This is a genomic window from Oceanospirillum sanctuarii (genome assembly GCF_002150805.1).
Lineage (GTDB): Bacteria > Pseudomonadota > Gammaproteobacteria > Pseudomonadales > Halomonadaceae > Oceanospirillum > Oceanospirillum sanctuarii.
Genome location: NZ_MTBA01000013.1, coordinates 67,770 through 86,989, shown reverse-complemented (window position 1 = coordinate 86,989; position 19,220 = coordinate 67,770). Strand labels below are relative to the sequence as shown.

At 50.2% G+C, this 19,220-nt stretch carries 18 protein-coding genes; 8 read left to right on the top strand and 10 right to left on the bottom strand.

Going from position 1 to position 19,220, the window contains the following annotated elements; translation table 11 throughout:
• Positions 1-41: 41 nt before the first annotated feature.
• From BV405_RS16335 to BV405_RS16320, 4 genes are all read right to left on the bottom strand, one after another.
• A complete protein-coding gene (locus BV405_RS16335; protein WP_086481957.1) occupies positions 42-764 on the bottom strand; it encodes an amino acid ABC transporter ATP-binding protein in 723 nt (240 codons plus the stop codon).
• Entirely contained in the window at positions 761-1,423 is a 663-nt protein-coding gene (locus BV405_RS16330) for an amino acid ABC transporter permease (protein WP_086481956.1), read from the bottom strand. Before BV405_RS16330 ends, BV405_RS16335 begins: the two co-directional genes overlap by 4 nt.
• A 12-nt stretch (positions 1,424-1,435) precedes the next feature.
• Positions 1,436-2,098 carry an amino acid ABC transporter permease gene (locus tag BV405_RS16325; protein WP_086481955.1) on the bottom strand — a complete coding sequence of 221 codons (663 nt, stop codon included), beginning with the start codon at positions 2,096-2,098 and terminating at the stop codon, positions 1,436-1,438.
• Between the two features lie 76 nt (positions 2,099-2,174).
• Positions 2,175-2,975, bottom strand: coding sequence for a transporter substrate-binding domain-containing protein (locus BV405_RS16320; RefSeq protein WP_086481954.1), 801 nt, complete (start codon positions 2,973-2,975; stop codon positions 2,175-2,177).
• 998 nt (positions 2,976-3,973) lie between these two features.
• On the opposite strand from BV405_RS16320, the gene BV405_RS16315 reads away from it, so the two are divergent.
• Positions 3,974-4,807 (top strand): substrate-binding periplasmic protein, encoded by an 834-nt coding sequence (locus tag BV405_RS16315; protein WP_086481953.1) that lies wholly within the window; start codon positions 3,974-3,976, stop codon positions 4,805-4,807.
• 14 nt (positions 4,808-4,821) lie between these two features.
• Here the strand turns inward: BV405_RS16315 and BV405_RS16310 are convergent, their stop codons facing one another.
• Positions 4,822-5,670, bottom strand: a complete 849-nt coding sequence (locus tag BV405_RS16310) for an MBL fold metallo-hydrolase (RefSeq protein WP_086481952.1) — start codon at positions 5,668-5,670, stop codon at positions 4,822-4,824.
• A 201-nt stretch (positions 5,671-5,871) separates the two neighbouring features.
• Between BV405_RS16310 and BV405_RS16305 the strand changes: the two genes are divergently transcribed.
• Positions 5,872-6,822 carry a DUF2971 domain-containing protein gene (locus BV405_RS16305; RefSeq protein ID WP_086481951.1) on the top strand — a complete coding sequence of 317 codons (951 nt, stop codon included), beginning with the start codon at positions 5,872-5,874 and terminating at the stop codon, positions 6,820-6,822.
• A gap of 56 nt (positions 6,823-6,878) precedes the next feature.
• Here BV405_RS16305 and BV405_RS16300 read toward each other — a convergent pair whose 3' ends face one another.
• The gene (locus BV405_RS16300; RefSeq protein ID WP_086481950.1) at positions 6,879-7,808 is read right to left on the bottom strand and encodes an AraC family transcriptional regulator; all 930 of its coding nucleotides are present in this window, start codon (positions 7,806-7,808) and stop codon (positions 6,879-6,881) included.
• A gap of 174 nt (positions 7,809-7,982) precedes the next feature.
• Between BV405_RS16300 and BV405_RS16295 the strand changes: the two genes are divergently transcribed.
• From BV405_RS16295 to BV405_RS16270, 6 genes are all read left to right on the top strand, one after another.
• Positions 7,983-8,519 (top strand): peroxiredoxin-like family protein, encoded by a 537-nt coding sequence (locus BV405_RS16295; protein WP_086481949.1) that lies wholly within the window; start codon positions 7,983-7,985, stop codon positions 8,517-8,519.
• A gap of 521 nt (positions 8,520-9,040) precedes the next feature.
• Entirely contained in the window at positions 9,041-9,967 is a 927-nt protein-coding gene (locus tag BV405_RS16290; protein ID WP_086481948.1) for a formate dehydrogenase accessory sulfurtransferase FdhD, read from the top strand.
• 65 nt (positions 9,968-10,032) lie between these two features.
• Positions 10,033-10,941, top strand: coding sequence for a helix-turn-helix transcriptional regulator (locus BV405_RS16285; protein ID WP_086481947.1), 909 nt, complete (start codon positions 10,033-10,035; stop codon positions 10,939-10,941).
• 543 nt (positions 10,942-11,484) lie between these two features.
• Positions 11,485-12,582 (top strand): ParA family protein, encoded by a 1,098-nt coding sequence (locus BV405_RS16280; protein WP_086481946.1) that lies wholly within the window; start codon positions 11,485-11,487, stop codon positions 12,580-12,582.
• 1 nt (position 12,583) lies between these two features.
• A complete protein-coding gene (locus BV405_RS16275; RefSeq protein ID WP_086481945.1) occupies positions 12,584-13,273 on the top strand; it encodes a RelA/SpoT domain-containing protein in 690 nt (229 codons plus the stop codon).
• A gap of 124 nt (positions 13,274-13,397) precedes the next feature.
• Positions 13,398-13,715 carry an antibiotic biosynthesis monooxygenase family protein gene (locus tag BV405_RS16270; protein ID WP_086481944.1) on the top strand — a complete coding sequence of 106 codons (318 nt, stop codon included), beginning with the start codon at positions 13,398-13,400 and terminating at the stop codon, positions 13,713-13,715.
• Positions 13,716-13,804: 89 nt separating this feature from the next.
• Here BV405_RS16270 and BV405_RS16265 read toward each other — a convergent pair whose 3' ends face one another.
• The 4 genes from BV405_RS16265 to BV405_RS16250 all read right to left on the bottom strand — a co-directional run bounded on the left by BV405_RS16265 (position 13,805) and on the right by BV405_RS16250 (position 18,811).
• Complete coding sequence (locus BV405_RS16265) at positions 13,805-14,131, bottom strand: branched-chain amino acid transporter permease (protein WP_086481943.1); 327 nt, start codon at positions 14,129-14,131, stop codon at positions 13,805-13,807.
• Complete coding sequence (locus BV405_RS16260; RefSeq protein ID WP_086481942.1) at positions 14,092-14,829, bottom strand: AzlC family ABC transporter permease; 738 nt, start codon at positions 14,827-14,829, stop codon at positions 14,092-14,094. The genes BV405_RS16265 and BV405_RS16260 overlap by 40 nt, the downstream gene beginning before the upstream one ends.
• Before the next feature lie 359 nt (positions 14,830-15,188).
• Positions 15,189-17,330, bottom strand: a complete 2,142-nt coding sequence (locus BV405_RS16255) for a sensor histidine kinase (protein WP_086481941.1) — start codon at positions 17,328-17,330, stop codon at positions 15,189-15,191.
• Positions 17,330-18,811 carry a sigma-54-dependent transcriptional regulator gene (locus BV405_RS16250; RefSeq protein WP_245832359.1) on the bottom strand — a complete coding sequence of 494 codons (1,482 nt, stop codon included), beginning with the start codon at positions 18,809-18,811 and terminating at the stop codon, positions 17,330-17,332. The genes BV405_RS16255 and BV405_RS16250 overlap by 1 nt, the downstream gene beginning before the upstream one ends.
• Positions 18,812-19,220 lie beyond the last annotated feature (409 nt).

The following is a 19,220-nucleotide window of genomic DNA, read 5'->3' as shown; positions in this document are numbered from 1 at the left end:
AACGCACGTTGGCGAGCTCTTTAACGCACGTTTGCCAGCTTTCAGCGCACGTTGGCCAAAAACTTCCGGGTATGCTCAGAAACCGGGGCATCGAAGATCTGTTCCGGTGGCCCTATCTCTTCCATCACGCCGTGGTGGAAGTAGGCAACCCGGTCGGATACGTCGCGGGCGAAGCCCATTTCGTGGGTTACGCAGATCATGGTCATACCTTCTTCTGCCAGCAGGCGCATGGTGTCCAGAACCTCACCTACTTTTTCAGGATCAAGAGCCGAGGTGGCTTCATCGAACAGCATGTATTCCGGCTCCATCGCCAGAGCGCGGGCGATAGCCAGACGCTGCTGCTGACCGCCGGAGAGGGCTGACGGGTAGTTCTTCAGCTTGTCGCCCAGGCCAACGTGTTTCAGCTGAGTTTCCGCAATATGCAGGGCTTCCTCTTTGGATTTGCCCTTAACGATGCGGGGTGCCAGCGCTACGTTTTCCATCGCGGTCAGGTGCGGGAAGCTGTTCCACTGCTGGAACACCATGCCCAGTTTCTGACGCAGTTTGTTCACGTCGGTACTTTTTGCGTGTACATCGATACCATCGATTTTTACTGAGCCCTGCTGAATCTTTTCCAGACTGTTGATGCAGTACAGCAGGGTGGATTTACCGGAACCGGAAGAGCCGATTACCGACAGCACTTCGCCCTTTTTAACGTCCAGATCGATGCCTTTCAGAACGTGCAGATCGCCGAAGTGTTTGTGAAGATCACGAATCTCAATCATTGTGCCCACCGTTGTTCAAACTTGGCCGCGTAGCGGGAAATTGGGTAAGACAGGGCAAAGTAGAAAGCGCCTGCCAGTGCCAGAATCAGGAAGGGTTCCTGGGTACGGGTGATCAGAATCTGACTGGCTTTGAGCAGCTCCACATAGCCCAGTACCGAAACCAGTGCGCTGTCTTTCATCACGCCCAGCACCACACCGATCCAGGCCGGGAATACCGCCCGTCCGCCAATCGGTAACACGATATGGAACAGATCCTGCCAGTAGCTCATACCCAGCGAGCGTGATGCCTTACGCATGGATACCGGCACCGCTTCAATACCGCCCCGTGCGACGTTGGAAACCAGAGCGGCGGTGTAGATAGTCAGAATCACAACCCCGGAGCCGAAAGGGTCAAGGCTCAGCCCCACGATGGGTGCAAAGTTGTAAAAAAGTACCAGCTGAATGATCAGAGGCACGGAGCGGAAAATATCCAGAATCGAGCCTATGGTCGCTGCAGCCATCCATTTGCCTTCGTGCAGCATCCAGCCAAAAATCACTCCCAGCACCGTACCGATACTGATGGACAGCAGGGAGATCCACAGTGTTTTTAAGGCAGCGTCACCCAGGAACCAGAGATCTGATGCCCCGAAACCGCTGAAAAAAGTTATTGTTTCTTGCATGGTTACAGTCTCTTAGTACCGGAACAGACGGGCTGAGAGCAGTCGGGAAGAGCCAAGAATCACTTTGACAATCACGTAATAAACCACCGCCGTTACCGCGAAATATTCAAAGATGCGGAAGGTACGGCTGGCGAAGAATTGCGTTTCACCACTGAGTTCGCGGAAGCCGATCATCATGCCCAGTGACGACATCAGAACCGCCCACACCATCTGATTGGTGATCGGGTGGTAAACGATGCGGAACACCTGGGGAATCACAATGCGGGTATAAGCCTGCCAGGAGTTCATGCCCAGACAGCGTGCCGCGTTGATCTGAGTATCCGGCACCGCCTGAAAGCCACCCCGGAAGTTCTCCGCCAGATAACCGGCGCAGTTAAAACTCAGCCCCGTGACGATGATGACGTAGGGGGGCAGGTTGACACCCATTGCACCCAGGCCAAAACCGAAAAAGAACAGCTGAAACAGCACCGGAGTGTTGCGGGCGACTTCGATCCAGCTGACTGCAAACCACTTCAGTGGCCCTTGCAGCTTCATTCGCATTAACGCCAGACAAAGACCTATGGTGATGCCGATCACCATGGACAGTACCGCGACCTCAAGGGTCAGCAGACCGGCCTGCAGCAGGTCCGGCAGGCTTTTCAGCACAGGTCGCCAGTGAAAGTTGTATTCAAACATGGAGGGTTACCTCAATAAGCCTCGCCCGGAGGCCGGGCGGGGCTTTGGTCTTTAACGAATCAGAACAGAGCCGGGGTTAGTACATCACGCCCGGAATACGCAGTTCAGGCACGTTATTGCCCACATATTTGCCCCAAAGCTCGTCGTAACGACCGGAGCGAACCTGATGGGTAACAAACAGATTGAGGTAGTTCAGCCAGGTGACATCGGTACGCTTACCGACAATTGAGGTGTAATCCGCAGTCCAGGGCATACGAGGACCGGCATTAAGGGTTTTGAACTGACTGGTGATCGGTTTTACAGCGGTGTTGGTGGTGATACCGATATCGGCTTTACCCTGAGCAACCGCGAGGAAGACTTCGTTTTCAGACTGGTAGCTCTGATACAGGTGCTCTTCGCCCCATTCTTTAGCAATCTTCAGCCACTCCTGCTCCGGAACGGTGCCGATTGCGGCTGCCACGCGCTTGCCGCGCATATCTTCAAAGCTGTTGATCTCAACCTTGCTGTTCACCACACCCTGAGCGAAGTAGATCGCGTAAGGAATGCTGAAGCCCACGGTACGTGCACGCGCCAGACTGTCGGAGGTTGCACCGAATACCACATCGGCACGGCCGGTGGCGATGATCGGCAGACGCTCAGACCAGGTGACCGGGATAATTTTTGCTTCTACTTCCAATGCCTTGGCCAGATCGTTGCAGTAGTCCACATCGAAACCAGCGGGATTGTTATTGGCATCACGGTAGCCGATCGGCGGGAAATCCAGCACGACACCGCAACGTAGCTCGCCCCGGTCAACCACGTTATCAAGGGTGTCAGCCTTAACAGGGGTGGTGGCCAAAAGAGCGGCGGAAAGTAGACAAGTTATTGTTTTTTTCATTGTGACGACCTCTTCTATGAGTGTTCTTGTTTGTATTTTGGATACAAAATACAAAGCGAGCAAAAAGCCGTCAAGGAAAGTTTTGTCTGATGTTGGCGTTTGTCGGTCAGAAAAGGGCTTTGGTCTCAGAAGGAAAAGCCGGGTTTTTATCCGGGGGCTGATGGTTTTCTGTAGGATTTTTACTGCAATATCAAAGACTTGTTTTGTGTGAGTGAGTGCTTATGTATGGCGTGGGCAGAGTGATTATTGGGCAGTAATTCGGCAGAAACTTTTTTTCAGGCAAAAAAAAGCCCGCAGCCATTCAGAAGGTGTCCAATGAGCTGCGGGTTCCAGAAAGACTCTGGGCATACCGATTTAATAGACCTGATAAAGGGCTTCTCGGAGGTGTAAGAAGGTTTACCGCGATTGGGTGGGGGGACTCCATGATCTTGCATATCAAAAGATCAGATAAAAAAGCGCCGTCTCGGAACTCCGAAATACCTGCCAGAACGAATCTGTCAGGCCGGCGCAGAACAACCCCAAAATTATCCGGTACATGGCAGCTGACGGAATCGGCTTACGAACTGTGCAGGGTGACCCCGTCAAGGCCGGATAATTACCCTATACATTGCAAGCGTGGTGCCAGTTTTTGGCAGGAGCATAAGCAGCTTCAGTCGTAATAATACCCAGAGAAAAAAGGGTTTTTGGACAGGATGGGACAAGTTGGGGCAGCGAGAATGTCCCTGTGCTTCCTAATGACTGTTTTTCTATGGCTTCAGTTTTTTTGTAATAAAAAAACTATGCCAGTTTTAGATATTAGGAAAAAACTCCAAACTTGTAGTGGCAGGTGGTCACATCTGCCGCAAAGTGTTAGCGTTGCCCATTGTTCAATGGTCGTAATTTTGTAGCAGGGTTTGCGACTTTGTGGGCGTACTGAAAAATACAGGGACAGATCTCTTAATCGCAGATGGATTGACCGGGGCGAAGATTCCGGAAACAACAATAAGAGGGTGTCTGAAATGGTTGTAATGGCGGCTAAATCTGAAAAAAATCGGCTATTCCAAAGCCTTGTTGTCTGTCTGGGCTTGCTGTTGGCCTCGGTGCAGGCTTATGGCAAAGGCGCGTATTTTCCTCAGTTGACGGTCGTGACGGAAAGCTTTCCGCCCTATAACTATCAGGTGAAAGGTGAACCTCAGGGTATGTCGGTAGAGGTTCTGCAGGCGGTGTTGCAGGAGCTGGACTACCCCCGGCAGAAATACGATCTGCAGTTTATGCCCTGGGTCAGGGCGTACCGTAAAGCCCTGAACCAGCCAAATGTACTGATCTTTTCCATCGCCCGTATTCCGGAGCGGGAAGAGCTGTTTCACTGGGTTGGCGAGATCGCACCTTACCGAACCTCCATTTACAAATTGCGCCAGAATCCGATTCGTATCACCAGTCTGGACGATGCCAAAAGCTATGAAGTTGGTGTCAGTCAACAGGATGTTATCTATACCTACCTGCGTTCCGAGGGTTTTGCCCACCTTGATGTGATCGGCTCAGACCTGCTCAATATCCGGAAGCTGAAACACCAGCGTATTCCTCTGATCGCCTATGATGAGGCGGCGTTCAACTTCGCCATGAGAAGTGATGCCAATCCCAATGACTTTGAGCAGGTACTCAGCATAAAGCCGTTGTCCGGCAGTCTTTATATGGCCTTTAGCGAAGGTTCTGATCAGGAGCTGATTGAGCAGTTTGAGGCTGCGCTGAAGCGAATTAAGGCGGATGGTCGTTATCAGAAGATCCTGCAGCGCTATTTTGATCAGGTTAATGTGTCAGATAGGGATGTAGCAACCCGCGCCGGTACTGACTAAGCTCAGGTTTCGCTTTAGCTCAGAGGAACGGCTGTAAACTCGCTCAGATCAACCTTTAACGCTTGTCGGATCAGATTGATCTTAGAGAAGTTATAGCCGCTCAGGTAACAGGCGAGTTCTTCTTTACCCAGCAATTTATTGCTGATCGCCTTCTCTTTTAAACCTTCTTTTCTAAGCTGTTGCACCTGCTGGCAGAGGTTCAGCATATTGCTCAGCTTCTCCTGCATCGCCTGCTTGCCCTGTTCCAGAATCCCCCGGTGTGGGCAGAAGATCACCTGAAAATCCAGCTCCAGCACCTTTTGCATACTGTACAGAATCTCTGTCAGGTTTTCGTCCTCCCGCATCATGCGCAGGGACTTGGAGATATAAAGGTCACCGCTGAACAGCCAGCGCCGCTGGGGCAGGTAAAAGCAGTGCAGATCTTTTGCGTGTCCCGGTGTGTGGATTGCCTGCAGTTCACCAAAGCCATCGAGTGTTATGATCTCAGGCAGAGGCTGAGTTCTCACCGGCTTGGGATCACCCCAGATCACCCGCTGCATCAACGGGGTTTTATAACCCTGACTGAACTTGTTTGTTGCCTGAGTCGGGGCGAAAGGCGTTACGCCTAGCAACTCAGCCGCGTTGGCGGCATTCCCGCTGTGATCCTCATGGTGGTGAGAGAGCAGAATCCGGCTGATCGGCGCTTCTTCCATAAAGTGCTTACTTTCCGGCCACTGATTCGACGGGCCGGTATCGATCAGGGTGTCCCCCAAGCGATAGAGGATAAAGGAGGTGTTAATCCCCAGATTCAACCGGCCAACCCGAGCGCCTTCCACATGGAAGCCCTGATCATCGGTATAGCTGTAGCGTTTGCGTATTGGCATGGGAGAACCTAGCGATTAGTGGTTGTATCAAACAGGTGTTTGAATGCCAGTCTACCACTGCCGCCGGATGGGGATAGGGAATTAATTAATGTCAGGAATAAAACGACATTGCTTTGTTGTTATCAGAAAGTGACTTTTACCTGCCTTTTGGCAGTAGTATAGACTTCATATTCTTCGCTGAGTTTTGACAAGGAGAGCCGCTTGAAACAGCTATTTAAATACATGGGCGAGCCGCGAGGCATCTTCGAAGAAGGGTACATTCGCCTGTCGCAACCAAGTGTTTTGAATGATCCATTTGAAGCGGTTTTTTGTAGATCTAGCTTAGACGAGCTAGCGAATGATTTTGAATTCTCCATGACTTGGGATCCTGAATATGGAGAAATCTCTTTTTCCAAGTATGTTGATCTAAGAAAGCACCATATAGGTGTTATTAGTTTTACTGAAAATAAAGAAAACTTGCTGATGTGGGCTCATTATGCCAATGAACATAAGGGGCTTGTTGCTGGAATACTATCGTTCGGGCCTAATGGCTCAATTTTCAAAAATTTATTCAGGGCTGATCCCTTAATAAACTCCTCATTGGATGAGGAGTGGTCCCCTTTTGATGGAGTACCCATGCCTGTCGCGTATAGAAAGGGGTTGAGATATCGAAACGACAAGTTCGACTATGATTATTCAAACATAATCGCTGAGGGAGCAGACCGTATACTTTATGAGGTTTTCTTTCAGAAAAGTGATGAATGGATTTATGAACAAGAACACCGTGTTGTTCTCAGACTGGAACAGGCGGACAGGGTGATACTTCCTGATTTCAGTCTAATAGATAACATGAATTTGAGAGATAGGGTAAAAGCGGAACCTTATTTTAAAGTTAATGAAAATGGGTCCTGTGTTTTTGATTTAATGGATATTTCAGATGATGGCGAAAGAGTTTTTATTGCTATTGAATTAGCGAGGTTAAGTAAAAATCCTGAAGTCATTTATCTAATGAAACTAGCACCTGGGGCAATAAACAGCTGTCTGATTGGTCTGGCCTCAAAGTTAACTAAGGAAAGTGTCACAGGGCTACATGCATGCTCCTCGGGACGTTTCGAAGTATTCAAAGCGGTGCAAAATTTAGATTACTACAGTATTGAGTTTGAAGAAGTATAGTTATTGATTGGCAGTTTACTTTTTACGACTGCTTTCAATTCACTGGCTGAAAGCGGTTATGTAACCGCTTCGGCCTCAAAAGTATCTTCCTTAGGGATCTCGCTAAAACTCCCTCCCTTCTTATAAAACCCCGGTGGATGGCCGGTGACCTTCCGGAATGCCCGCCGGAAGGCGGTCTCACTCTGATAGCCCAGTTCATCGGCGATGGCAGCGATACTCTCTGTACCGCTGCTGATCTTCTTGCAGGCGATACTCATCCGCCAGTGGGCGAGATAATCCGCGGGGGTAAAACCCACCACTTCCCGAAAGCGTTTACTGAAGGCGGTGCGGGACATGCCTGCGGTATTGGCGAGTTCTTCTAATGTCCAGTTCTCGCCGGGGGTGTCGTGAATGCCGGTCATGGCGCGAGCCAAGCGCAGATCACTCAGGCCGCCGAGCACACCGGTGGCGACTTTCTGATTCGCCATCAGATGCCGCAATAGATTCACCAACAGAACCTCCGCCAGCCGGTTAACCACCGTGGTATGGCCGCAGCGTTGTTGACCCGCTTCCTGAAACATCAGCTCCACTAAGGGTTTCAGATTGGAGATCTGACTCTCACTGGCAGGCAGATAAAGCAGAGCGGGCAGGGTACTTTGCAGCAGGTTCAACTCCTGATTTGGCTCGCGATGTAAAAAGGCGATATCGATCTGAGTCACGACCGCAGCGGGTTGCTGATCAAAATTGATGCCATCTTCCCGCAGCTCTTCACGCAGTTCGGCCAGCTGATGAGCATCGCCTCTGGGGAGCCAGATCAGATCCCCGCACTGGCAGTTCAGTGTTTGCTCATCGTATGGGGTTGTCAGCTGCAGGCGACCACTCTTCACCAGATAGAGTCTGCTGCAGTCATCCTGCGGGACAGAGAGCGCCCCGTCATTGAGATTGCTCTGGCTGACATGACGGGCTTCCGGTTGGAAGAGGTTAAGCAGGGCGCTGAGTCGATCCATAAAGATTCCGTCAAATAACCAAGGTGAATGATCTGTTTTGTACGAACTGCTATTAAAGATAGCAAAACTGCGTACTGATCGTACAGAAAGTTCACCTATGCTTTCTCCATCGACACAGGTTTGTCGGGCAATGACCCCGACAGCAGAGTGATTCAACTTTTGGAGAGAACGAATATGGTTACGCCTTTAATGCCTCGTCAGCCTGTCCCCGCGCTTGATGTAAACACTGTGGGTGGCGACAGCTGGAGTCTGGAAGATCAGCATCCGCAAAACTTCACCATGGTGGTTTTCTATCGCGGCTATCACTGCCCGATCTGCCGAAACTACCTGACGGAACTGAACCGTCTGGCGGAAGACTTTGCCGCGAAAGGTGTGTCTGTACTGGCGCTGTCCAGCGACACTGAAGAGCGTGCAACAGCGGTGAAAAACGAATGGGAACTGCCGAACATCACCATAGGTTATGGACTGACCGCGCAGCAGGTGAAAGACTGGGGGCTGTACACCTCTGCCGGTAAGGGCAAGACTTCTATCGGCGTGGAAGAGCCAACGGTATTCAGCGAGCCTGCTATCTATCTGGTTCGTCCGGATGGCACGCTGTACTGGGGTAATGTCAGTACCATGCCATTTGCCCGTCCGCACTTTAAAGAGATGCTGGGGGCGCTGGATTTCGTACTGAAAAATGATTACCCGGCCCGTGGCGAGCTGATCTGATCGAGGGCTTTATCTAGTCCATTAGTTTGGATGGCTGCTTGTTTAGATGGCCGCATAGCCTGAAATGACACGCATAGGACAAAATGTCCTATGTGTGTCATTTTGTCGTTTTCGGTGATTTGCTGCCGCAGCAGACAAGCTCTGTCTGAGTGAACCGGGTGTTTATTGGCAGAAAAAATTGATCGCTGATTTATTTTCCCGATTCCGGTTTCTGAAGTTCCATTTCCTGAAACTTAATCCGGTTAAAAGCCCCTCCGTGACCCATGGGTTCTGCCTGTTTCGAACTTGCTAATTTTGTCTCCCTTTGCCGCTGATTTTCCCTTAGGCGCACTTTTCTTCTCCGTTACGGTCATTATTTATCCCTGATTTTCTTTTTTTAGCCCGTCGATAGATAAAACAGGAATGATCTTTGCTGTTTTCTATAACCGAATTCATGGTGGGCATTTTGACGCTCCCAAGATGCGCTACCGAAAAAAAGATGCGCTACCGAATAATGAATAATAAAAGTGACGTGACCCGATATGACAATGATAGAGACCGATAAGCAAAACGCTGAAGCAGCTGTCATCAGTCAGGCCAGTGCTGAGCTGACACAAACCACTCAGGTATTCGATGAATACGGCCAGATTCGGGAGATCGCCATCGCAGGTGAGCGCCCGCTTACCCTTTATCTCAATAAACGCGAGATCGTCACCCTGATGACCTTAGGTGCAGAGCCGGAAGCACTGGTGCTGGGCTATCTGCGCAATCAGGGCATGGTGAAAGCGTTCAGTCAGATTCGTGCCGTGCAGGTGGACTGGGATGTGGAAGCCGCTGTGGTGGTTGCCGATGAGATTGGTGAGGAGCTGGAAGAGAAACTGGCCCATAAAACCGTCACCACAGGCTGTGGTCAGGGTACGCAATACGGTGCGCTGATGGATGATCTGGAAACTATCCAGCTGCCCAGCTTTAAGGTCGCCCAAAGCGATATCTATCGTCTGCTGAAAGCCCTCAACGAATATAACGAAACCTACCGCTCTGCCGGTGCGGTACATGGCTGTGCACTGTGTGCGCTGAATGCTGATACAGAAGAGGAAAACCGCGCAGAAGTGTTGGCCTTCTCAGAGGATGTCGGTCGTCATAACGCCGTGGATACGCTGGCGGGTAAACAGTGGCTGACGTCCTCACCAGAAAATCCTACGCCTATGGTGCGTGAGCAGATGGTGTTTTACACCACGGGCCGTCTCACCTCTGAGATGGTGATTAAGGTCGCCCGTATGGGCATTTCCGTACTTCTGTCCCGCTCCGGTGTGACCGCCATGGGACTGGCGCTGGCAAAACAGCTGGGTATTATGCTGATCGCCCGCGCCAAGGGGCAGCACTTTATGTTGTACGAGGGCGCAGAGCGCTTCGACTGGGACGCACCGCCGCCGGTTCGCCCTAAATCGCCGTCCAGAAAAAAAGATTAATAAGCCTGACCGGCTTAACCCGATTTCAAATAGAACCCCACGCTTTTTGAACCTGAGAGAACGCTATGTCTGAAGTGATCGCCGATACCCTTTTTATGAACGTAAAGCAGGTGGCTGAATACCTGCATCTGAACGAGAAGAAAGTTTATGCCCTGGCCAGTGAAGGTCAGATTCCGGCGACCAAGGTGACAGGTAAGTGGCTTTTTCCGAAGAAACTGGTGGATCGCTGGCTGCTGGAATCCTGCCATAGCGGTCTGATGGCAGATCGCCTGCTGCTGACCGGCAGTGATGATCCTTTCCTGCAGGCGATGATGCTGCGACTACCTTCTGTGGTGGGTAACAAGGCGCTGTACAGCTATAGCGTGACCGGCACCCGTATGGGGCTAAGTCTGCTTTCTCAGGGGCATGCAGATGTAGCGGCGATTCACTGGGGGCGGGCAGAAGAGAGCCATCTGCGCCACCCGGGGCTGGTGCGTCAGTTCTCCCATTATCGTCAGTGGGTGCTGATCCATGCCTTTAAACGCACGCAGGGCTTAATCGTAAACCCTGAGTTTGAAACCGATGATGCCAGCAGCCTGCCGATGCACCGCATGCGCTGGGCGATCCGTCAGGAAGGCGCGGGTTCACAACGTTTTCTGCAGGAGTGGCTGACCGGCCAGCAGATGCAGGAATCCGACCTGAATGTTTCCGTGCAGGCGTTCAGTGAGCGTGAAATGGCCTCCATGATCTGCCGTGGTGATGCCGATGTCGGGCCGGGTAGCCTGAGTGCCGCCCGTGAATACGGTCTCAGCTTTATTCCGGTGTGCGAAGAAGCCTTTGATCTGGTTGTACCGCGCAGCGTTTATTTCCGTGGCCTGTTCCAGCAGCTGTTTACCTATATGCAAAGTAATGAAGGCCGCGCACTGGCAGATAGTCTCGGCGGGTATGATTTGAGTGAATGCGGCAAGATGGTCTGGAACGGCGCAGAGAGCTAATCGGGTAGGTTTGCCTTCGGCATGATTGAAACGCCCCGCCGCTGAAAAGCGCCGGGGCGTTTTGGCGTTTGGGGCGCATGTGCGGCCTATATTCGGCTCGTTCCACGCTTTGCGTTCCCCTCTCCAGTTCCAACGCTCCGCGTTGAAATTCATATCTCGCCAGCATTCGATAAATCCCTTCAGGTGAATTTTTGATGATTTATACAGTATATTTTCTGTTTTCTCGCAAACTGTGCTCGTTTTGTCCGACTTAATGCGCGGTTTACCGGAGTGCTAGAAATGGATAAGCTGCAAAATCAATGAATTATGGAAATCATGCTTGGGATAACAGGCAACGTTTAATTGTGATAACGCGCATGCGCGTTTAGCAGGGAAGCAGTCAGATCAGGAAATGGATTTTTCCTTTCTAATCAAACTTTTTCCTTATTTTTCGACGGTATATTGAAATCGTCAAAACGAGCATGCCTGATATCAAAATGTTATGCAATCGCAAGCACTGGTCAAATTACTCAGATAGTTAAAAAGATTAAGGATAGAGAATAAGTGAAAATAGTATCGGTATTTAACAACAAGGGTGGTGTTGGAAAATCTACTTTGACCTACCACTTGGGTGCAGCTTTATCTGAGAAAGGTAAGAAGGTTCTACTTATCGACCTTGATCCGCAGTCCAATTTAACTTTGTATGGACTTTCTGAAGAGCGTTTAGAAGAAATATGGAATTCAGAAGACGAATATATTAGCGATTACAAAGCTGCCAAATCAAAAATTAGTGATGAGCAGTTTGCGTCCTTTCAAAAAGCTAATCATTCGATACATTATCTGTTAAAACCAATCGAGGACGGCGAATCAGAAGAAAAAGAATTATCTACACCTGTATCTCTAAGACAAAATTTAGATTTGATACCAGGGAGATTAACCCTTCACTTATTCGAAAACAAATTAGCAAAACACTGGAGCGAAGCATTCCTGGGTGAGCCACAGGCAATAAGAATTGTTACTTCAGTAAGAAAAATATGTGAAGACTATGCTCAAAAATATGGTTATGACATTACACTTATTGACACGTCCCCTAGTCTAGGTTCTCTTAACAAAGTAATCATATCGAGCGCTGACTCAATACTGATTCCTTGCGCGCCTGATATGTTTTCTGACTATGGTATTAGAAATATTGGTAATGCGCTTTCCGTATGGAGTAAGGAATTCAATACCATGTATTCCTTGCTGTCAGACAGCAAAAGAGAATACTTTCCTAGTAAATTTGTAAAGCTCCTGGGATACACTGTCTACAATGCAAAAAAAAGGTCTGACGCACCTAACGAGCTAAACATAGCCCTTGCACATTATAACTACGCAAAGAAAATTCCAGAAACTATAAAAAACTTCATCCCAGCTGACTGCTTGCTAAACAATGGTCATAATTATTTTGACACTTCAATAGGTGGTAGCTCTGTAATTCATGGTCATGGCACCCTCCCGACAATGGCCCAAAAATATAAGTCCCCAATGTGGGACGTTCCAAATCTTCCAAACTTAGGTGAGGAAAAAAATACGATAAAGGGTAATGCAGGCAGCTATTACGAAACAAAAAAAGGCTATATAAAACTTGCCGATGACGTTTTGGAAAGATTGGAGTTACTCTGATATGGAAAATATCAATCTAGACGATGCAATCAAGCTCATTAAAGACGATATGCATTCTTATGAGTTACTTCATGACAAGTTTTTATCTTATATAAACAGAGATCCTGAGCTAAAAAATCTGGTGCACAGCTATAAGTCAAGATTTAAGGATCTTGATCACCTAAAAAGCAAGATTGAGAGAAAGAATCACGAAGATTCACTGTTGCCTGAGGATGAGCAGAAAGGACCTATTACACAAGGCAACATAAAAGAACGAATCACCGATATTTGCGGTATTCGAATACTCCACCTTTATATTGGACAGTTTGAAGCAATTCATAAAGCTCTAATGAAATATGTTGATTCCGGAGAGCTCGCCCTATTTGAACCGCCAAAAGCATATACATGGGATCCTGAATATTCCAAAACATTCGAGGCTTTAGGGGTTTCTCCCAAGCTTAAGGAAAGTTTTTACACCAGCGTGCATTATGTGTTTAAACCTAGGGCGGATAGCAATATCACCTGCGAAGTTCAGGTTCGAACTTTGTTTGAAGAAGTTTGGGGAGAGATTGATCATACTTTTAACTATCCAGAACCGTCTAAAAATAAGGTGGTGCAGGAGCAGCTTAAAGTTTTAGCTCGCGTTGTAGGTGCAGGGACGAGGCTTTCTGATTCGATATTTGAGCTAAATTCTCTTCAAGATGCAAAATGATAAAATGGCATAACAAAGGCCAGCAACGGACTGTTAAACCTGTCACTTTTTGTGCGCTTCGCGGCACAAAAACCGCCAGCTTTGCCAGCCGCTGTGGCCGGCGTTATATGCCTAAGGAGTTCGGATGTCCCTTTTAGCTAACACCCCAAAGCCACCATATTATGCTGTTATTTTTACTTCGATTCGTACGGAAGGAGATAACGGTTATGGTGAAACTGCAAATAGAATGGCTGAATTAGCTGAGCAGCAACCTGGATATTTAGGCGCTGAGTCAGCAAGAGAGGAAGTTGGTATTACAGTTTCTTACTGGACAGATTTAGAGTCTATCAAAAATTGGAAAGCTAATACTGAGCATTTAGAAGCTCAAAAAACTGGTCGTAAGTTATGGTACGAGTCATTTAAGGTTCGTATTTCAAAAGTAGAGCGAGATTACGGCATATAACAAGCTGTTTAAAATGGACGCCTTACTGCTTGGCTGGCGCTCATTCTTCGCTAAGTTTAGCCAAGCGTAATCCGCCCATTAACAGGGCGTTAACTCACCCCCATCTGCACCAGTGCCATATAAGCTCCGGTTCCCCCCAGAATACTCACCAGTGGGTGTTTAAACATCAGGTGCAGCGCTGCCGTCAGCGCTAAGCACCCCAGTTCCGGCAGAAAACCGGTACTGGCCAGATCTTCATTCTTAAAGGTGTACACCACCAGCAACACCATCATCACCGGTGGCAGGTACTTACCCAGAAACACCAGAATATGATGATCCGCTACCTTGTAGAGCAACACAAAAGGCAGTACCCGGGTCAGAAAGGTGGCCGCAGTCATTACTGCGATGACTGTGAAGAGATAGCCTGCGGATTCCATCGTTTACCTGCGTGAATCATTAACAGAACGCTCATGCTGAGCAGAATTGAGATTAACAGCATCTGATCACGGCTGATAAACAGCAGGGTCACTATGCCGATCACCAGCGCGAGAAGAAAAGGCGCGGGCTTTTTCAGGTTTTTGTACTGCTCTAGGGTCAGCACCATAAAGAGCGCGGGCAGTACAAACTCGATACCTGCGGTGGAGAAGGTGATCTGGCCACCCAGCCAGGCACCTAACGTGCAGCCGATCACCCAGTAGATCTGATTAAACAGGGTGACTTTGAACTGAAACTCCGCCGGATCAACCCATTCCGGCAGGCGGGTTGAGGTGAGCAGGGAGTAGGTTTCATCGGTCAGGCCAAAAATCTGATAGAGACGTTTTGCGCCCTTGTTGGGAATTTTTCCCACCAGCGAGATGCCGTAGAACATGTGTCGGGAGTTGAGCAGGAAGATGGTGATAAACATCTCCATAAGCCCTGCGCTGTTGGCAAGCAGACCCACCGCCAGAAACTGTCCGGCTCCGGCAAAGATAAAGACACCCATCAGGGTGGCAAAAATCCAGTGATAGCCCAGATCGCTGAACAGCACGCCAAAGGCCATGCCTAGCGGAATATAGCCAAACATCACCGGCAGCGATGCCTGAAAGACAAAGCGGTTAGCCGAGTGGCTGATCTGTGTTGATTCTTCTGATGACATAGTGATTTTCTTAAATGGAGCGGTGAATAGCCTGAATAAAAAGGGTGAACCAGCGCGATCGGCTATATTAGAAGTCTTTTTTGGAAAAACCAAATGATTCACGGCGAATTAAGGTCTGGCTAGACCAAAGTTTAGAGTGATTGCGTGAGTAGGGTAGATAAGAGAGGTCCACACAAGCAGGTTTAATGTAAGCCGTAGGATGGTGCAAAGCGAAGCGTGCCCGTCATATAGGCTCGTTCCCATGCTCCGCGTGGGAATGCATAGGAGTTATGGTTTGGCGCTACCACGCAGAGCGTGGGAGCGAGTAAAAGCGTGGGGGCGAGCAGATCAGGCGAGGGGATAACAGAGAAAGCGCCGGATCAGCGCTTTCTCTGTGCCTCGGACAGGGTTGCCAGCAGCTGTTCTGCGGTGGCGTGGTCGCTGTCGTTGTAGCGGGCTTTCTGCAGCAGGTAGACACTGAAGGTGCTGCCCTGACCCAGAACGCTATGGACACGGATATCACCACCATAGCGGCGGATAATGCCGTAACTGACCGACAGGCCAAGGCCTGTGCCGTTATCCCGGGTGGTAAAGAAAGGATCAAAGATATGGGGCAGAATCTCATCTGCGATACCCATGCCGGAATCTTCTACCTCAACCACAACCCCTTTCAGTACCTGATCTTCGTACCAGTCGTGGCTGCGGATATGGATGTTCTTAAAGCTCTGGGAGGCGTTGGCGGCATTCATCACCAGATTGACGAACACCTGCTGCAGCTGCTGCACGTTAGCCTCGGCGGAGCTTTTGGCGTGCAGACTGAGTTTCACCTCAAGGTTCTGCTTCTCAAGGGTGTGGCGCACCAGCAGCAGAGTATCTTCCACCACCTGATTGATATTCAGTGGTGACATCGACTGGGTGTATTCGCCGGGACGGCTGTACTGCAGCAGATTGTTCACCAGTGCTCGTATCCGGTAAACCTGCTGGACGATCAGCTCGATCTCTTCTTCCACTTCAGCAGAATTTTCCCCAAGGGAAGCCTGCAGCAGATCCATATTACCCAGAATCACCGCAGCGGGATTATTGATCTCATGGGCGATACCGGCGGTCAGCTCACCCAGAGCGGCCAGTTTCTCTTTGGTGATCAGCTGGGCGCGGGTGGCCTGTAGCAGGCGAATATGTTCTTCCAGCTCGCGGGTTTTATCCTGCAGGGACTGGGTACGGGACTGAACCTTGTGTTCCAGAACCTCGGCAGCCTGTTGAATCTGGCGGTTTCGCTCTTCCAGCAGGTCCAGCATGGTATCGAACTGTTCTGCCAGTTCGCTGAACTCATCCTGCGTATCCATCATGCCGATGCGCTGGCGTTTACCAGCTTTTACTGCCTGAACCACGCTATGAATGCGGCGGATCGGGTGGGTGATCAGGCCGGTGCTGCGCAGTACCAGAAATACCGAGATAAAGGCGACCACGGCAAAAGCCAGAATCAGGTTCAGCAGGGTCTGGTTATGAATCTCTTTGTAGGGCTGTTCCAGAAAGCCAGTGTAGAGCATGCCGATGCGCTTGCCCGCCAGATCTTCCACTGGGTTATAGGCGGAGATATACCAGTCGTTTACCACGAAGGCGCGATCTACCCAGCTTTCACCTTTGGTGAGTACCTTCTGGTACACCTCTTTGGACACACGGGTGCCCACAGCGCGGGGGGCTGAGACCTCCACCAGCTCCATGCCGGATGGAGAAGGCATCGCTTTGTTCGGTACGTTGGTGCTGATTCGGACATCATCGAGGAAGAGGGTCACCGTGCCCAAGCCGCCTTCTGGTAGGGTGCCGGGGCGATAGACCAGATCGCGGATCTCATCGACGAAATTGTTGTTGCGGTTTAGCAGGCGGCCACTGTCCAGCAGGCCAATCAGCTCTCCATTGTCGTTGGTGATTGGGTGCAGGGCGCGGATAAACATGCCACGGCTTTCAAAGTTGCGATCCGTGGGCTGTGCCATTGGCGTGTTGAGCAGCTTGATACGAACCTGATCGATCAGCTGAGGATCGATAAAGGTCAGCTCCTCAGGGCCGATCAGCTGCAAGCCAGCATTGGCGTTGCCTGCCAGTACCTGAGAGGCGATCTGCCCAAGGCTGGGTTCTTTCAATACCCGTTCGCTGAGTTTTGTGGCCGGGATAATGCGGACAAAATCCAGCTGATGCAGCATCTTGAAGTTGTACAGTTGCTGGCTGATGCGCGCTGGTTGCTGGCGCAGCACGCTTTCGCGCAGCTGTTGGCTCAGGCTGAGCTGTTTCAGATTGCTCAGATCCTGTTGCTCAAGAATATTGAGAATACCTTCGGCGACAGACAGATCTGCCCGTACCTTGCGGTCGAGCAGATCGGTGGAGTAGGAAGTGACCCAGTAGCTGGTCATGCCAATCAGGGTGGCCAGAGTCAGTGCCAGAGGCGCAATACTCAGGCCTAAAATTTTAATTCGGATTGATGAACGCATGTACCAGGGTCGCTTCGCCTGTCGCTTGATGGATGACATCAGGATTCGGCACCCTGAATTTCATCCCACGCCTGCAATTTCCGATCCAATGTTTTACGAGAAATACCCAACTGGCGGGCGGCGGCTGATTTATTACCCTGAAACTCGCTCAGTACCTGCAGGATATGGTGCTTCTCCACCTCATCCATCGGCCAGCTGGAGGGATATCCGCGCCCTTCGGTCGGAGTGATTTCGCTGCTCTGGGACATACTGTCCCCTCTGGCAAAGCTTTCGATGGGCAGGCGACCCAAAAGGATACAGCGCTCAACAAAGTTCTTCAGTTCACGAATATTGCCGGGCCAGCCATAGCCTGAGATGACGGCCATATCTTCGTGGGTGAGAGGCACAGGTGGCAGACCCAGTTCCTTGGATAGCTTGCGGGAGAAGTTGTGCACCAGTGTTGGAATATCTTCCGGACGATCCCGAAGTGGAGGCAGCGTCAGCGTCAGTACATTCAGGCGGTAATAAAGATCTTCACGGAAGCGGCCTTCTTTAACTTCCTCTTCCAGATTGCGGTTGGTTGCGGCGACGATACGGACATCAACACTGATCTCCTGCTCGCTGCCCACAGGCCTGACCGCTTTCAGTTCCAGTACACGCAGCAGCTTGGCCTGCATGCCCAGTGGCATTTCACCAATCTCATCAAGGAAGAGTGTACCGCCGCTGGCGAAGGTAAAGAGGCCTTCACGGGCTTTCTGAGCACCGGTAAAGGCACCTTTGGTGTGGCCGAACAGTTCACTTTCCAGAATATCCGCTGCAATCGCGCCGCAGTTCACCGGTACAAAGGCACCGCTTCGACCACTGTTTTCGTGCAGGGCGCGGGCAGCCAGTTCTTTACCGGTTCCCGATTCACCTTCAATCAGAACTGCAGAAGGGGTTGGAGCGACACGACGAATAATGCTGTCGACATCACGAATCGCCTGACTTTCACCCAGCATGGCGCTGCCCGAGCTGTATACGGTGTTCAGTTCACGTTTGAGGACAAAGTTTTCACGGGCCATCAGACGGCGCTCAACGCAGCGGTCGATGGCAGCCATCATCTGTTCCAGACGGAATGGCTTGAGAATAAAGTCGCTGGCACCGGCACGAAGGGCTTCGATGGCGGTTTCCAGATCCGCGTATGCGGTCATAAAGATGATATCGCTGCGGCGCTCGTCACCGGAGATCGCTTCATGCCACTCAATACCGGAGCGTCCCGGTAGTTTGATGTCGCAGATAATCAGGTCGAAGTGGCAGCGTTTACGAATCTCTTCAGCGGTTTCGATGCTGTCGGCAGATTCCACCAGCGCAAAGCGTTTGTTCAGAGCTTTGATCAGAAAGTTGCGCATGCCCGGTTCGTCATCAACGATCAGAACCGAAATTGCTGGAGCCATTGCGCCTGCGTTTAATCCACCCAGACCAAAAGTTGGTGCGCCGGAGGGGGTGCCTGCTGACTGTGTGCCTGTAGAGTCAGCGGCGGAAAAGCGGGAGTTTTTATCCATGGAGACCATCGTGTTCGTTTCTTCGCTCGGTATTGTTGTTTATTTATTTTCGCGGTGACTGTTTTTATGGGGCTGCTTTTATAACGTGTTACCTCTAAGCCTTTTTATTGCCATCAGCGAAAATAGTCGGGAATTATTCCTGCCCCGACCTGTCTGTTCCATTTCTCGGATCTCTTTCTGACTGTCCTGTGCAATCTGATCGTTATGGAGTTGATCAGTCTGTCAGGGCCGCTTGAGTGATCTTTGTCACTTTTAGTTTTTCCGGCGTTTTGTGCTGGAGAAGATGCGGTGCGTCATATTGTCCGGAGGGTGTTTTATCTGGGTCATTATGACCCTGTTTTATTGTTTTTTTTACTATTGCAGTCATCTACTTTGATCTAATCTGACTTGCGAGTCAGTGTTTATCAGG